The 14,601-nt window shown below is 47.6% G+C and carries 16 protein-coding genes; 8 read left to right on the top strand and 8 right to left on the bottom strand.

The window, feature by feature from the left end; genetic code table 11:
- Positions 1 to 14: 14 nt before the first annotated feature.
- The 4 genes from pdxH to selD form a co-directional block, all read right to left on the bottom strand.
- Positions 15 to 608 (bottom strand): pyridoxamine 5'-phosphate oxidase, encoded by a 594-nt coding sequence (pdxH, locus tag JSU04_05905; protein MBS1969819.1) that lies wholly within the window; start codon positions 606 to 608, stop codon positions 15 to 17.
- 2 nt (positions 609 to 610) lie between these two features.
- Positions 611 to 1,357 (bottom strand): FKBP-type peptidyl-prolyl cis-trans isomerase, encoded by a 747-nt coding sequence (locus JSU04_05910; GenBank protein MBS1969820.1) that lies wholly within the window; start codon positions 1,355 to 1,357, stop codon positions 611 to 613.
- An 88-nt stretch (positions 1,358 to 1,445) separates the two neighbouring features.
- Positions 1,446 to 2,549, bottom strand: coding sequence for a tRNA 2-selenouridine(34) synthase MnmH (gene mnmH / locus JSU04_05915; protein MBS1969821.1), 1,104 nt, complete (start codon positions 2,547 to 2,549; stop codon positions 1,446 to 1,448).
- Positions 2,542 to 3,594 (bottom strand): selenide, water dikinase SelD, encoded by a 1,053-nt coding sequence (selD, locus tag JSU04_05920; GenBank protein MBS1969822.1) that lies wholly within the window; start codon positions 3,592 to 3,594, stop codon positions 2,542 to 2,544. Before selD ends, mnmH begins: the two co-directional genes overlap by 8 nt.
- A gap of 73 nt (positions 3,595 to 3,667) precedes the next feature.
- On the opposite strand from selD, the gene JSU04_05925 reads away from it, so the two are divergent.
- From JSU04_05925 to JSU04_05945, 5 genes are all read left to right on the top strand, one after another.
- Complete coding sequence (locus JSU04_05925; protein MBS1969823.1) at positions 3,668 to 4,054, top strand: hypothetical protein; 387 nt, start codon at positions 3,668 to 3,670, stop codon at positions 4,052 to 4,054.
- Positions 4,055 to 4,068: 14 nt separating this feature from the next.
- A complete protein-coding gene (locus tag JSU04_05930) occupies positions 4,069 to 4,755 on the top strand; it encodes a response regulator transcription factor (GenBank protein MBS1969824.1) in 687 nt (228 codons plus the stop codon).
- Between the two features lie 49 nt (positions 4,756 to 4,804).
- Entirely contained in the window at positions 4,805 to 6,196 is a 1,392-nt protein-coding gene (locus tag JSU04_05935; protein ID MBS1969825.1) for a HAMP domain-containing histidine kinase, read from the top strand.
- A gap of 127 nt (positions 6,197 to 6,323) precedes the next feature.
- On the top strand, positions 6,324 to 6,560 hold the full coding sequence (locus JSU04_05940; GenBank protein MBS1969826.1) for a hypothetical protein: 237 nt from the start codon (positions 6,324 to 6,326) through the stop codon (positions 6,558 to 6,560).
- A gap of 127 nt (positions 6,561 to 6,687) precedes the next feature.
- Entirely contained in the window at positions 6,688 to 7,071 is a 384-nt protein-coding gene (locus JSU04_05945; GenBank protein MBS1969827.1) for a hypothetical protein, read from the top strand.
- A 356-nt stretch (positions 7,072 to 7,427) separates the two neighbouring features.
- Here JSU04_05945 and JSU04_05950 read toward each other — a convergent pair whose 3' ends face one another.
- Together JSU04_05950 and JSU04_05955 are read right to left on the bottom strand one after the other, a co-directional pair.
- A complete protein-coding gene (locus tag JSU04_05950) occupies positions 7,428 to 8,726 on the bottom strand; it encodes a putative Na+/H+ antiporter (GenBank protein MBS1969828.1) in 1,299 nt (432 codons plus the stop codon).
- Positions 8,727 to 8,748: 22 nt separating this feature from the next.
- Positions 8,749 to 9,579, bottom strand: a complete 831-nt coding sequence (locus tag JSU04_05955; GenBank protein ID MBS1969829.1) for an HNH endonuclease — start codon at positions 9,577 to 9,579, stop codon at positions 8,749 to 8,751.
- 180 nt (positions 9,580 to 9,759) lie between these two features.
- On the opposite strand from JSU04_05955, the gene JSU04_05960 reads away from it, so the two are divergent.
- Complete coding sequence (locus JSU04_05960; GenBank protein ID MBS1969830.1) at positions 9,760 to 10,422, top strand: phosphatase PAP2 family protein; 663 nt, start codon at positions 9,760 to 9,762, stop codon at positions 10,420 to 10,422.
- On the opposite strand, the gene JSU04_05965 is transcribed toward JSU04_05960, so the two are convergent.
- On the bottom strand, positions 10,340 to 11,023 hold the full coding sequence (locus JSU04_05965; GenBank protein MBS1969831.1) for a protein-L-isoaspartate O-methyltransferase: 684 nt from the start codon (positions 11,021 to 11,023) through the stop codon (positions 10,340 to 10,342). The two genes, JSU04_05960 and JSU04_05965, sit on opposite strands and share 83 nt — an antisense overlap.
- 176 nt (positions 11,024 to 11,199) lie before the next feature.
- Here JSU04_05965 and JSU04_05970 point away from each other — a divergent pair, with 176 nt between their 5' ends.
- The gene (locus JSU04_05970; protein ID MBS1969832.1) at positions 11,200 to 13,143 is read left to right on the top strand and encodes a site-specific recombinase; all 1,944 of its coding nucleotides are present in this window, start codon (positions 11,200 to 11,202) and stop codon (positions 13,141 to 13,143) included.
- Positions 13,144 to 13,226: 83 nt separating this feature from the next.
- Positions 13,227 to 13,634 (top strand): DUF937 domain-containing protein, encoded by a 408-nt coding sequence (locus JSU04_05975; GenBank protein ID MBS1969833.1) that lies wholly within the window; start codon positions 13,227 to 13,229, stop codon positions 13,632 to 13,634.
- A gap of 272 nt (positions 13,635 to 13,906) precedes the next feature.
- Here JSU04_05975 and JSU04_05980 read toward each other — a convergent pair whose 3' ends face one another.
- Complete coding sequence (locus JSU04_05980; GenBank protein MBS1969834.1) at positions 13,907 to 14,431, bottom strand: hypothetical protein; 525 nt, start codon at positions 14,429 to 14,431, stop codon at positions 13,907 to 13,909.
- Positions 14,432 to 14,601: the final 170 nt, after the last annotated feature.

A 14,601-nucleotide genomic window follows, 5' to 3' on the forward strand; every position in this document is an offset into this window, starting at 1 on the left:
ACCTCAAGAAATACTTAGGGAGCGCGCATGAAAGTGCGCCAAGGACTCTTTGGATCTTTGCGGCTATACACATAGCGCTCATGCAGACGGCCATTTTTGCCGTACCAGAACTCGAACTCTTCCGGAATGATATGATACCCGCCCCAGTTTTCAGGACAAGGAACCGCTTGGCCATCGAAAGACTTTTCGTACTCAGCCACGCGCTGAACGAAGTACTCCGTCCCCGGAATTTCAGAGCTTTGATTTGAAGCCCACGCCCCGATTTGGCTGAGGCGGGCACGCGTATTAAAATACGCCACACTCTCTTCGCGGGTGAGTTTGTAGGCACGGCCCGTAATACGGATCTGCTGCCACTCTTTCGGCGAATAGAAATTCACGCAGACTTGATTGTTCTCTGCGATCGCTTTGCCTTTGGACGAATTGTAATTGCCATAAAAAGAAAGACCTCCGCGAATCAGTCCTTTGTAGTAGACAATTCTAACGGAGGGCTTTAGGTCGGCACCGACGGTCGCCAGTGCCATCGCATTGTGTTCAGGCTCCCCGCGCTTTTCAGCTTCTTGGAGGAGCCTTTCAAAGTGTAAGAAAGGATCTACACTTAAATCAAACACGACTATTTAGTCTCTTTAGCTTCTTTTTTCTCTTTTTTAGCTTTGCCGTGAGCTGCATCAGCTGGAGCCGCGCCGCCAGCACCTGGCTTCACGATATCAACCAATTCAACTTCGAAAACCAATACAGAGTTTGCTGGGATGCCTGGACGACCAGAAGCACCGTAAGCCAATTCAGGTGGGATGAAGAGTTTGTATTTAGAACCCACTTTCATCATTTGCAGAGCTTCAGACCAGCCTGGGATCACACCTTGAACTGGGAATTCAGCAGGTTGACCGCGATCGTATGAAGAATCGAATTGAGTTCCGTCGATCAAAGTCCCTTTGTAGTGAGCTTTTACAGTGTCTGTTTTAGAAGGAGTTTTGCCTTCGCCTTCTTTTTCAACTTTATACTGAAGACCAGAAGCAGTGACTTTTACGCCTTCTGCAGACTTGTTCTTTTCCAAGAACTCAGCGCCTTTTTTCTTGTTCTCTTCAGCCGCTTCTTGTTGCTTCTTCATAGCAGCTTCTTGAAGCTTCATCATCGCTTGCTGAATTTCTTCTTTAGTCATTTTGCTATCGCCTTTGATAGCATCTTTCATCGCCATCGCCATCACGTCAGAATCGATTTCGATGTTTTGTTGTTTCATATTGCCGCCGATTTGTTGGCCAATAGCGTAGCTAGCTTTTTTCAAATCAGTGTCCAATTTTTTTGTACAACCTACAGCAACCAAAAGTGCTGCAGACGAACCCGCAATAATCAACTTTTTCATTTATTCTCCTGTTTTCTGTTCTTTAACCTTCATGGTTTTTTTAATCTGAACAACCAATCTTTAAACAGAATTCATTTTTTTCAAAGAGTTAACATCCCGCGCGAAGATTTCTTAAGTAGCTCAAGATCTCGGTGGATGGGCCCCGGTGAAGCACTTTCGGCTGCCTTTTTTCGAAGCTCTTTGAGTAAAGTGGGTCATAATAATAAAGTAGAAGTTTGCGAATCCACTCTTTGTTGGCCTCAAGCCCCCGGCCCGAGCGATAGTCTGCTTCAGAAATTGCTATATCTTGCAGCACTTCTTGCGTCCGAAGGCCGCCGAGTTTACGAGAAATCGCTTCGATCGAGGCTCGGTAACGGGCAAAAATCTGCATCGCCGCCTGTTCAGAACCTCGAGCCAAAGCAGTCCCTATGACATAATCTTGGAAGATATTTTCCACACGCTGTTCGAATTTTTCGTCAACAAACACAACCGGAGAGGCCCGCATAGTAAAGAAAAAACTCTCAGGCACGGTTCGGCTGCCGATCATGCGGCTCTCGTCTTCAAACAAGGCCGGCCCGTGTGGAAACTGCGCGCGCAGTTGGATCAGCCCGACGCCGATGCGATTTTCAAAATCCTTTTGCGACGGCTGAGGCACGTCCCACGCGCCGAAGGCCGAACCGCGATGGTGAGCGAGAGCCTCTAAATCCATCGCTGGATAAAACTCCGAAGCTTGCTTGAGGATGTGCGTTTTTGCACTCCCCGTGGGCCCCGTGAGCATGAGAAAATTTCCTTGATTGGAAAACTGTTCGATTTCATTTAACAAAAACTGTCGCACTTTTTTATAGCCGCCCGAGATCACCGGGCGATCGACACCGACTTCACGCAACCAACGTTGAGTGATTTGCGAGCGAAGTCCGCCACGAAAACAGTAAATGACAGCGTCAGGATGCTGACGGATCTGTTCCTGCCAGGCCTGCATGCGTGCTTCTTTGACCTCACCCGACACTAAGGAATGACCGAGTTCAATCGCCTTTTCACGGCCTTCACGCTTGTAAGCCGTACCGACCAGTGCACGCTCTTCATTGTTCATGATCGGCAGGTTCACCGCCCCCGGCAGGGCCCCTTGCTGAAATTCGACCGGCGCTCTGACATCTATCAGAGGAACTTTTTTCGTGAACAGTTCCCGGAGACCGGCTTCTTGGATATTACTCAAAGCTCACCTGAATAGAAGTTTCACGGGCGATCACTTCACCCACAATGGCTGCTTTTGCGAAGCCCTTTTGCAATTGGCGAAGGACTTCAGCGGCTTTGTCTTTTTGAACCGAAAGCAGCAAGCCACCGCTGGTTTGCGGGTCATGCAATAGGTGCTTTTGGACTTCGGACAATCCCCCAAACAGAGTGGCTTCCGCCGTGTACTGAGCGTTGCTTCGATGGGCTTTTGTCAGGAAGGACTTTTCAAGGAACTCTATAGCGCGGCCGAACTTTGGCAGAGCTTCAAAATGGAACTTCATGCTGACTTGGCTCGCTTTTGCCATTTGCATGCCGTGGCCTGAAAGACCGAAGCCGGTAATGTCCGTCGCCGAATGAATCGCTGTCATCGAATCGGCCGTCAAAAAATCGACAGCATTATTTAATTGAGCCATGCTTTGCAGAGCCTCGTCGATCTCATTTTCAGTGGCTTCACGGCGTTTCAAAGCCGCCGTCATTGTGCCCGTTCCCAGAGCTTTTGTAAGAATCAACACATCCCCCGGCTGAGCTTTGGCGTTGGACCAAACTCTGTCTGGATGTACAAAGCCGGTCACCGAAAGGCCGAACTTCAAAGTGTCATCATCAATCGAATGCCCGCCGACAAAGTTGGCCTTGGCCTCACTGATCACGTCACTCGCCCCTTGCATGACGTCGACAATCACGGACTCGGGCATATTTGCTAAAGGAAAGGCCAAAATCCCCATCGCCGTCATCGGTTTTCCACCCATGGCATAGACGTCGCTCAAAGAGTTCGCAGCAGCAATCCGGCCAAAGAGTTTCGGCGTATCCACAATGGGAGTGAAGAAATCCAGGGTTTGGACCAGAGCCACTTCCTCATTGATTTTATAAATGGCGGCATCGTCGAACAAGCCACCATCTACAAGCAAGGCCGGATGGGCCTGAGGAAAGCGCACTTGAGAAAGGATCTTTCGCAATTCCGAGGCCGCTACTTTCGCAGCGCACCCGCCTTTTTGAACGGTCTGAGTGAGGGCAATGCTTTCTGAGCTCATAATGGGTCATCCTATCTACTCACTTATTGCACTGCAATTTAAATCTGGCAGAATAAAAAGACTGGAGGATTCGATGAAAAAACTCAACTTGGCGTTAGCCTCTGTGCTCGCATTTTCTTTAGCACTGCCGGCTTTCGCCGAAGGTACTAAAAAGAACAAGCTCAATACGAATCTGTATGAACAAGAAGCGAAGGACTCCACAATTTCAGGCAAAGTCAAAGCCGTCCGCGAAGTTCAGGGCGACACCGAGGTTTTCATCGACAACCCCAAAGGCAATAGCGGCCCTTACACCCTTCCAGAAAACATCAAAGACCGCGCAAATCTTCTGAAGATCCTCCAAGCCAGTCAAAAACCCGGCGGCGGCTCTGTGACAATGAGCATCGACGAGCAACAACGTATTAAATCCGTTGAATCTTCCGGCGGTTCGGCTAAATCTTCATCATCGATTCCCGAGTTCTAAACCGAGGTTCACCCGTGCGCATTCTCGTTGTTGAAGATCAGATTAAGATGGCAAACTTCCTTAAGAAGGGCCTGAATGAAGTGGGCTATGCCGTCGACCTTGCCGAAAACGGCATGGATGCTGAGTCCTTCATGGCTCAAGGCGAATACGACCTGGTGATTTTGGATGTGATGTTACCGGAACAAAACGGCATTGAAACGGCTCGCCACATTCGCCGCGATGGTTACGAAGGCCCGATCCTGATGCTGACGGCTCTTTCAACCACGAAAGATAAAATCACAGGCCTTGATGCAGGGGCTGATGATTACCTGACAAAGCCTTATTCATTTGATGAGCTTTTGGCCCGCGTGCGCGCGCTTCTTCGCCGCAAATCCTCGGCTTCAACCAGTGGTGGAAACTCACTGTTGCAATACTCGGATCTTGAAGTCGATCTGCTTCACCGCAAGGTTCGCAGATCCAATCAAGAAGTGAGCCTTACGACGAAAGAATTTGCGTTGCTGGAATACCTCATCCGTAATGCCGAGCGCCCCTTGGGCCGCGTCTCTATTGCGGAACACGTTTGGGATATTCACTTTGATTCTGAAAGCAATGTCATCGATGTGTACATCAACATGCTTCGTAAAAAGATCGATGCGCCTTTTAATAAAAAACTCATCCACACGGTGGTAGGCGTTGGCTACGTTCTCAAAGAAAATCCTTAAACCTCTCAGCAAAATCAGCATTCGTCTGCGTCTAACGCTGATTTTCGTCATGATTTTCGGTACGACGACGATCGTGTTTAACACCTTCCTTTTCCTGTTCATGATTCAAACCCTGCAGCAGGATTTCGATGATGCTCTTTTCAACTATGCCGTCGACGTTTCTCAATCCATCGAAATTGGCGTGAAGGGGGACTTGAACTTCCCTCCTCTGAAACTTGATACGGGTAAAGTTCTGCCCTTTCCGCTTGGTACGGCCTTGATTCAGGTCGTGCATACGTCAGGCACAGTGCTGGCGCGCGTGGGTGATTTCGGGGATTTCAATCCACCTTTTAAAAAAGACTTTGAGCGCCTCGCCAGGGGCGAAGAGGCCACCTATCGCACGATCTCAAATATCAGTAAAATCCCGTCGGCCGAAGCTGACTCTTACCGACTGATCAGCTTTCCGCTGGATAACTCCACTCACCCGCAGGTGATTTTGCAAATCGCGGTGCCGATGACTCTGTTAGAAACGCAGATTAGCAATCGTCTGACGCTTCTTCAGATCGGTATCCCCCTGGTGCTTTTCATTGCCACTCTCGGTGGTCTGTTCTTCTCCTCGCGTGCGTTGGCGCCTGTGAAACATATGATCCAAGCCGCGCAGGGAATCGATGCGAGCGAACTTGATCAGCGCGTGCCCGTGCCAGAAGCCAATGATGAAATTAAAAAATTGTCACTCACCCTGAATGAGATGCTCGATCGTATCCATCAGGCCTTCCAATCCCAGGAGCGGTTCGTCGCCGATGCCTCTCATCAGCTGCTGACACCGCTGGCGATTGTGAAGGGCGAACTCGAAGTCATGCAGAAGCGTGAATACAATAAAGAAGAAGTCGATGCGTTCTTGCGCAGCTCTTTGCAAGAAATCGACAGCCTGGCAAAGATCGTCAAAGACATGTTGCTGCTAGCGCGTGTGGATGCCGGTTTGGGCGGTCTCAACCTCCAGGAAATCTTCATGGATGAATTGGTGTTTGAGGCCATCGGCCGAGTTGAGAAAATTGCCAATGCCAAAAGCATTCGCTTGAAAGTGGATTTGCTTGATGACGATGCCGTCGGCCGCCAATCCGTGCGCGGTGATTATGATCTGCTATTAAACTTGCTTGTAAACATCATTGAAAATGCGATCAAATACTCGCCAACCGGAGAGATGGTTTCTATTACTCTGACTTGGAAAAAAGACCTCAGTGCCGTCGTTGTGACTGATCACGGCCCTGGGATCTCTAAAGACCAACTCAATCTTATTTTTGAACGCTTCAGCCGTGGCCCTAATGCTGAGCGCGACACAAAAGGGTTTGGCTTAGGTCTAGCCATTGCACAGAAAATAGCCATTCTTCACCACGCCAAGCTCTATGCTGAGAACAATTTAGGCAATGGCGCGCAGTTTCATTTTGAGATTAAAAACATTTAATTCGCCTTTAATGTTGGTTTTAACCCGGCTTGATAATCTGATGACGTTTTAAAGGCGTCTTCCGGGCGCCGAAGTAAACTAAACGAGTCAGAGATGACTCACACAAATAGACCAATATGGAGGCTCTATGAAACTTGTATCTATCGTTATCGCTCTTGCTTTTGCTGGTGTTGTTGCTCACGCTGAAGAACACGCTGCTCCTGCTGCTCCAGCTGCTGCTGCTCCTGCTGCTACTCCAGCTCCAGAAGCTAAAAAAGAAGAAGGCAAAAAAGCTGACAAACACGCTAAGAAAAAGCACGGTAAAAAAGGTGCTGAAAAAGCTGAAGCTGCTCCTGCTACAGAAGCTGCTCCTGCAACTAAGTAATCTTAGTTACAGCTTAGCTGTCTAAGAAAGGGAACTCGCAAGAGTTCCCTTTTTTTTCACTCATCCCTCATACTGCCGCGACCAAACCGTCTTAGCCTGTTGTCACCAAGCATACGCTGGAGGTTTTATGGTCACCCGAATTTCCTCCCTGTTATTTGCGGCTCTCTTAAGTCTTGCTGGCGCACAAAGTTTCGCTGCCACTCCGCAAGCGCTCAAGCTTCAGTCATCGCAGTCTTACTATTACGCTTTTGGCTCGTGGCCTGTGGGCTACACCACTTTTCAGGACTTTAGTTTCACAAGCTACGGCGGACTCACGCGCATCTACAGTATTTATACTTTTGGCACGGCTTACAACTCGATAGACAACTGCCCTTCGATCCTTTACGCCGGCTATAGCTGCACGATCCGCGTCTTTTTCCGCCCATGGTTTGTTGGTTACCAAGATGGTCAGACTACTATCTCAACAGATAGTGGCACTACGAGAGTGTTCCTGAGTGGCTATGGCTACTAACGCTCGCCCTCGGGATGAGGTGAGCTTTGGTTGGAGGGAGTCTTCGCGGAAAAGGGTCCCTTAAGTAAAATGGTATATTATACGATTAGGTCGTCTATTATACCATTTCACTGAAACACTCTTTAATTCTAACGAGAACTATTTGAGTGATCGCCTATTGCCATAAGGACAACTCGTCTATAAGACGACCCGGTCGTATAATAGACGATTCGCAGGGAGCGATCTTCGTATCAAAGTACAAAACAAGATCGAAGAATGTCCCAAGGTACAGAAACCTGACGGCCTGGATGGCCGTCAGGAAGCGGGGTTCGGGGCAGATGCCCCGACTATCAGGATGTAGGAAGAACGGCGGAGCCTCAGTGCGGAATCAACCACAGACAGCCGACCGCCACGAGCGTGGGAAGAACGGCCGCTAAGAAAAGTTTCAGCGGGTTGACATTTCCGCCGGGGAATTTGTGATTGAGGATACTGAAGCCTGCCGGATTCGGAGCGTTGGCAATCACCGTGAGCCCGCCGCCTGCGATGGCGCCGGCGACGAGAGCATAGCGTGAATCCACCGTCAGGCTTGGCACTTGGGAACCCAAATAGGTTAAAGCCGCATTGTCTGTGATCGCCGTCAGCGCGGTAGCTCCGCTAAAAAGTACGACATCAGACATCGATGACAAGAGCGGCTCTAACCACCATTTTTGGAATGATCCAAAAACAATAATTCCACCGAGGAAAAACGCTACCAGTAAACTTTCACGCAGGCGCAGGTGCTCTTGGTATTTCTTTGTTGCCATCGTAAGGCCGAGGAAGAAAAGGAAAATCCCCATAAAAACACTTTCATAGTGAGCCGTTAAAACCACTGCCACGAGGAAAACAAGATGCACCAAAGTCACGCCGAAAGGAACGCGTGGACCTCGACGCTCTTGGCGCTGATCTGCCTCAAAGAGACTGAAACAATATTGCTCAATATCTTTTCTCATAAAGATCACTAAACCAAGGGCATTGATCGTCACCGTGGTGATACTTTTTAAACCGAAGTGCTGAAATACGAATGCTAAATCCCATTGCCAACGGGCCGCCACCATCAAAATGGGCGGAGCCGCAAAAGGAGTCAGAGCTCCTCCGACTGATACATTCACAAAAAGCACGGCCATCACAAAATACGCCAAACGCTGTGACGGATTATGAAACATCGAAACTAGCAACAATGCCGTGACCGTCATCGCCGCAGGCTCGGTGATAAAACTGCCGCTGAGAGGGCCCAGAGTAAGAACAACAAAAATATCTGTCAGCTTTTCAGGAGTTTTAAAAACTTTTCGTAAGCACGCGCTCACGAACTGAATACCGTCACGGGCAAGCCCCAGAATCGGACGAGTTGCCGCAATCACCATAATCACAAAAACAAACAACGGCTCGGTAAAATTAAGTCCTTCTTGAAACTCAATGGTTGCTTTACTGCCGGAAAGAAAAAGCATGCAGCCCAAAAAAACCGCAGCCCAAACACCAAAAACAATTTCAATCTCACTCAATAAATGCAAAAGCCCATGCATGAAGGAGTCTTTAGAAAAGCGATGCGAAAGATGGAGAATCTTTTGAACCAAAAATGTGTGAATAATGGCAATCGCAAAGATCCCGGTGCCGAGGATTTCCAAAGTTGTCGGATTCATCAAGTCCCTCTGTGAGCTCTAGTTATTGTTTTTTGCTCGTACAAAGGTTCATGTTAGCAAGAATTTCCCTGCGTTGTTGACTCAAATCTTGCGTCGCCATGCTCAAAGTACCGGAGTCGCAATGATTTTCTTGTTTAAGACGGCTAATGGCTTGGGCTTCCGACGGCGTCAATGCCAAATTCCAAATTAATTTTATTTTCAGCCAGTTCGCCAAATATTCACAAGCATAAGCTCTGTTCGGAGGCATAAAACCCTCCGGCGTGCGATCGCCCTTTTTCATATTATCAGAGCCGTTCACAGCAAGCAGATGGTAGTCATTTGAAAAGAAGTTGGCGTACAAGCAACGTTTTTTTGCATCCCATTGCCATGCTCCGCTGATGTAGGAATTTTTCAACGGAACGACATGATCAATCTGCAAATCCGCAGCATCGGTGTATTGATTCCCAGAATATGGATCATTCCACTCACCGCTTCTGACCGTGCAACCGCGAGAGCCGCTAAAGCTAACCGGCGTTGATGATGCGCGGATCAAAACTTTCGCGCGGGTGTTGTAGCAAGTGCCATCGCGTGGATCTTTCACCCATGTGCCGTACTGGTCCATGCGATTGTAAGGAACCGAAGGATCTTTCAGAGTTTCTTGGTGATGGTCCCAAATCATCAAATCCAATGAAGCAACGGCTCTTGCCGCAGCCTCCACCGCATCCGACAGAGTGCCGATAGGATCTAACAACTCTTCTTGAGGAGCGGGCTTCATACTATCGTGAACGGTGTAGTAATCAGGCGACGCGGCCTTAGAAACAGAAAGAACAAGAACAATTTGAGCAAACACGAGGAGAGAAGTCTTTCGTGGCACGCGATTCCTCCAATTCCTTTTAGAAGTCGTTGCGCCTGGACCTGCTACCATTAAAGGCGAGCCGTCTTCGTTTCGGCAAGCACTTAATTTACAGGATTGTGTTTGGGTTCTTGGGGACAAAAACCATTATGTTACGTTGATTCTCTACACAGACGGGATTTTTTTTGATAGCCTACCCGAATGATGCAACAGACATATCCTACGCGCCGGGTTCTAACGGTGATTGGTGCGGGCTTGATTTTAGCTCTTATGACGGCGCTGACGATAGATCAAAGCTTGTCCTTATATTTTAAGCAGCCGGAACTCACTCCGGTATGGCTCTTTGCACGCAACATTACAAATGTCGGACTCAGTGAACATTATTTTGTTCTGGCGGCGGTTTTATATGTGTTTGGAAAATGGGTTCGCCCCCAGTTTGTGCAAACACGCCTCTGGGCAAGAAATCTTTTTTTCGCACTGCTGACCTCCGGTGTTTTCATTCACATCGTGAAGTTCTGCGTGGGACGTCAGCGTCCCCACAAATCAGAGGTCTTTGATCCGTTTGTCTTCCACCCGTTTACCACTCATTGGGACTTTCATTCGTTTGCCTCAGGCCATACGCAAGTGATGTTCACTGTGGCCACGATGTTTGCAGTGGCATTTCCGCGGGCGAAATGGGCATTCTTTGTGATTGCCGCCTTCTTCGGATTCACTCGCGTGATTATTCATGATCATTTTCTGAGCGATGTCATCGGCGGCGCCGTGATTGGCTACGTCGGGACTACGACGGCTTTATATTGGGTCGGTCTGTGGCAAAACCGGTCATCGAAACAAAGTGACAAGGCAGTTTCTGCAAGCACTTAAATCCTTCCGGAGTTTTCTCTAATAACTGAACTTCATCTGTTCCGTAACGGCCCTCTTTCACAAATAAAACAAGGCCGTTCATTTTGAGTTGTTCCGCCACGAAGTTCGGCATTTTAGGAGCCGCCGCTGTAAATGTGATCCGGTCAAAAGGCGCCTCGCTTTGACAGCCATAACCCGCATCCCCTTCGAACATTAAAATATTTTTTAATTTGTGAGACTCGATGAGAGCTTTCGCTTTTTGTGCAAGCTCCGGAATAATTTCCATCGTCACAACCTGACCTTCTGGGCCAACGAGGGTCGACATCAAGGCGGCATTCCAGGCGCTCCCGGTCCCTACTTCAAAAATCTTCTGTCCCGGTTCAATTCGTAAAATATCTAAAAGATGCAAAACAAAACTGGGCTGCGAAATCGTCGACCGTAAACCATTTTCCTGAAACAGTGCCAACGGGCGATCCGTATATGCCTCTGCAAGAGAGTAACGTTCAGGAACATATTCATGACGAGGGTTTTTATAAAACGCTCTAACGATTTCTGGTGAGAGTTCGTGATGACGTCGGGCTTTTTCGATGAGGTCTTCTTGAAGTTTTTCGATCTTTTCCATGTTTCAACAATAACACATAGCAAAAGCTTTGAAATCTTGTTTGTCGTCCAGATTCGCATCATAATTCAAAGATGTTTCAAAATCTCCGCGAGCTCATGACCAAATGGTCTCAAGCTCCTCATTCAAGAAGGAACTTAGACACTCTCCTTAGCGCCCCCCCTGCGCCGGATAGTTTATTGCGTAAACGTCTTGAATGGCTCACCGATTTGATTCAATGGATTCGTGCTCGCGGTCCGATTAAGACGGAACTCGACTTTCAGAGCGGTCAGCCTCAGGCCTTGCGGGCCAAATATCTGATCTTGGTGCTGGAGCGCAACCCCGCCTGGAAGAAAAACGTCGCCCAATTATTACGGTCTATCATTCGCGATACTAGTGCCCTAGACCTCTTTGTAAATACGGGCGTGCAAAATCAACAAGGCTTCAGTGCCGAGTTGATGGACCGCCTTCATTACAAATTCCTGCCTAAGGCACCAGACTATAAAAATCTTGCTTCTTTCTTTAGTCAGACGTTTAAAAATGAAGAAGACTACGTGTGGCTTGGACAGCTCGATAAGAAAGTCTTCGAAGATTTTCTTGCGATCTTTAGCTACGAAGACACTTCGGACGGCTCTTGGAATTCACTCATTGGCGATGCGAAAGATGCGATTTTACTTTTAAGTACACAAGTGCGCGGTGCCGGCCTTTCAACGCCGGTTCGCAGCCGTATTGAAGGCAAGCATTTCCGAGAACTGCCTTTTTTTGAATTGCCTCTTCTCGCAAATAAAATGGTCGACACTCAAGACTCTGATCAGCGCATGGTCCTAGCTCTGCAACTTGAAAAGCTCGTGGATCGCTGCCAGCTTGCCATCACTGAGGTTTATAATCATTTAAGTGAATACGGCGTCAGCATCAGTATAGTTTTTTCGCTCGACCGAATGGAAGCGCAGCTTCGCCGTATTCGTAATTTAATCGAGCTTGTTCTGAGTCATGAAAAAAATCCCGAAGCAGTTTCTCAGTTTGTTTCAACGCTGATGGTGGAAAATATTCGTTTCCATAAAGTGCGCGCGCTCTTTGCCGATAACATGGCTTTGATTTCAAAAAAGATTGTTGAGCGCAGTGCCGAAACTGGCGAACATTATATTACTCGGAACCGCTCTGAATATGTCTATATTTTACAGAAAGCCATTGGCGGCGGATTCTTAACGGCCTTCACAACGGTGATTAAATTTTTACTTTACCGGCTGGGCGCCTCTGTTTTCTTTACGGGCTTTTTTGCTTCTATTAACTATGCAGTCAGCTTCGTGGCAATCCAGCTCATGGGCTTTACGCTGGCAACCAAGCAACCGGCAATGACGGCGCCTGCGCTGGCGGCGAAAATGCATAAGGTGAATGATCCGGATTCTTTAGAAAAGCTCGTCGATGAGATCATCAACTTGATGCGCTCTCAGTTCATCGCGGTCCTCGGAAATATCTATGCGGTCGTGCCTTCGATGATTGTGATTTCCATCGTTTGGTTCATGGCCTTCCATCAGCACTTGCAAAATACCGATGCAGCCAATCACACTTTGCACTCTTTGTCGATTTTAGGCGGGATGGCTCCTTATGCGGCCTTTACCGGTATTCTCTTGTGGCTTTCCAGTATTATTGCCGGCTGGATGGACAACTGGTTTGTTTATCACCGCCTGACTTCAGCGATTTCACAAAATCGCCGTATGACTTATGTCTTTGGTGAGTCCGGCGCAAAACGCATTGCTTTGTTCTTTAGAAAAAACATTTCCGGTTTTGCAGGGAATATTTCTTTAGGTTTTTTCCTCGGTTTGATTCCGGCATTAGGCACGTTCTCGGGCCTGCCGATTGATGTCCGTCACGTGACCCTTTCTTCGGGCTCGCTCGCTTCAGCCGTTGTGACCTTAGGTGTTGCTAGCCTTTCCACACCGGATTTCTGGCTGGCGGTTGTCGGTATCGCAGTTTGTGGCTTCTTAAATGTGGTTGTGGCTTTTAGCATGGCGATGTTCGTCGCCATCCGCGCACGCCGTATCCAGACCCCACAACGAAATCAAATTTATCGCGCGGTGCTTGCTCGCCTTCGCAAATATCCACTGAGTTTATTTTATCCGAGAAAACAGACAACGGAAGGATAAAATCACCATGGCTTATTCCAAACCTTGCGAACAGTTTCGTCTAATTTAAATTTGTTCGAAACAATATAGTAAGGAGGGTTCGTATGAGCATGATGGATTCCATCCAAGAAAAAGCAGCCAGTGTTTTCGGATCATCTAACACTCAACTCACGCAGGCGGTCTCAAAAATCATTGATGAATGCGGCGGCATGGATGGGTTGATTAAAAAATTTCAAGATAAGGGGCTCGGAGACACCGTCCAATCTTGGATTGGTAATACTCCAAACAAATCAGTGACTGCGGACCAAATCACCAACGTGCTTGGCCCGGCTCTATTGCAAAAAGTCGCTAGTAAAGTAGGGATGGCACCAGAAACCTTAAGCCAACAGCTGGCAACTTACCTCCCACTCTTGGTAGATAAGTTATCACCTGAGGGTATGGTGCCTCACGAAGGCTGGTGGGCAAAAAGCTTAGATAAAGCCAAAGAGTTCTTTGGCATGAACAAGCACTGATCAAACCCCCGAAGAAAAAGAGGAGCTTAGCAACTCCTCTTTTTTCCTATGCTTAAGTAAAAAAACGCATAAGGCCCACCTTTCCCATACACTTCGCCTGGGAAGAAGCACGCTGCCTTACTGGCCCCATAGACAGACGGCTGTCGCGTGATCTGCGACTGGGCGTGTACGCTAAGTCTTAGCGTGTGAAAACGGAAACAATCTCCTCCCTCTGATTAAGGTCAACCTATAGGTTCACTATAATCTGAGGAAGAAGGATGGCTGGTAGTAAGTTATTCCGTTACCTCCTCATGGGTTTTAGGTTTATCCGTAGAGTTCTTTGATTTCTTCTTTGTTCTTTTAAACCCACGAGCTTCCATATCATTGAGTTCATGGTAGTTAATGACATTTCTAAAATCTCTTCCCCATGAAAGAATCCTGGTAAAGGGGCGAAGGTCAAAAAGACCTTTTAAGTTCTTTCCTTTAAGCTTTGATAATGAACTTACAAGAAGAGAAGTAAGCGTTCTAATAAAAGCTAAATAGGCTTTCTTAGAAGGAAGAAGCATCACCATATGAATATGAGACCAATTTAAAGAAAACTTATAAAGCTTAATGCCGTATTTGTTTGCTTGAGAGTTTATAAGGCTTTCGATCTTACGAGAATCAGGAACAAAGCAATTGCTGCCAGTACTTTTTAGAATTAAATGCGTGGGGTTTTTAAAAGATAAAGGGCGAGCTGTTTTTCTTTTCCCTGTAAGTAAACTCCCGCCGAATTCTTTTTTGTAGTTTCTAATAAAATCAAAACCTGTCTGCCTCATCTCTCACTCCAATTAAACTTAACTATTCTTTTAAGGTGAGAAACTTATAACACAGGTTTTTAGAGTGAATTTCCGAGCTCAAGCCTAACGCGAATCATATCACTCATCAAAGAGCGTAATCCCTTCGCCCCGAAGAGATCTCTTGCAGAAATCAAAATCCAAAGCCCCAC

The sequence above is a fragment of the Bdellovibrionales bacterium genome (assembly GCA_018266295.1).
Classification (GTDB): Bacteria; Bdellovibrionota; Bdellovibrionia; order Bdellovibrionales; family Bdellovibrionaceae; genus JACMRP01.

What these genes read in the sequence shown, in the direction of transcription:
- JSU04_05925 (MBS1969823.1), top strand. Translation starts at nt 3,668, where the DNA reads ATGAAAAAACTCAACTTGGCGTTAGCCTCTGTGCTCGCATTTTCTTTA.
- JSU04_05960 (MBS1969830.1), top strand. Translation starts at nt 9,760, where the DNA reads ATGATGCAACAGACATATCCTACGCGCCGGGTTCTAACGGTGATTGGT.
- JSU04_05950 (MBS1969828.1), bottom strand. Translation starts at nt 8,726, where the DNA reads ATGAATCCGACAACTTTGGAAATCCTCGGCACCGGGATCTTTGCGATT.
- JSU04_05945 (MBS1969827.1), top strand. Translation starts at nt 6,688, where the DNA reads ATGGTCACCCGAATTTCCTCCCTGTTATTTGCGGCTCTCTTAAGTCTT.
- JSU04_05965 (MBS1969831.1), bottom strand. Translation starts at nt 11,023, where the DNA reads ATGGAAAAGATCGAAAAACTTCAAGAAGACCTCATCGAAAAAGCCCGA.
- JSU04_05940 (MBS1969826.1), top strand. Translation starts at nt 6,324, where the DNA reads ATGAAACTTGTATCTATCGTTATCGCTCTTGCTTTTGCTGGTGTTGTT.
- selD (MBS1969822.1), bottom strand. Translation starts at nt 3,594, where the DNA reads ATGAGCTCAGAAAGCATTGCCCTCACTCAGACCGTTCAAAAAGGCGGG.
- JSU04_05980 (MBS1969834.1), bottom strand. Translation starts at nt 14,431, where the DNA reads ATGAGGCAGACAGGTTTTGATTTTATTAGAAACTACAAAAAAGAATTC.
- JSU04_05910 (MBS1969820.1), bottom strand. Translation starts at nt 1,357, where the DNA reads ATGAAAAAGTTGATTATTGCGGGTTCGTCTGCAGCACTTTTGGTTGCT.
- JSU04_05975 (MBS1969833.1), top strand. Translation starts at nt 13,227, where the DNA reads ATGAGCATGATGGATTCCATCCAAGAAAAAGCAGCCAGTGTTTTCGGA.
- JSU04_05935 (MBS1969825.1), top strand. Translation starts at nt 4,805, where the DNA reads ATGATTTTCGGTACGACGACGATCGTGTTTAACACCTTCCTTTTCCTG.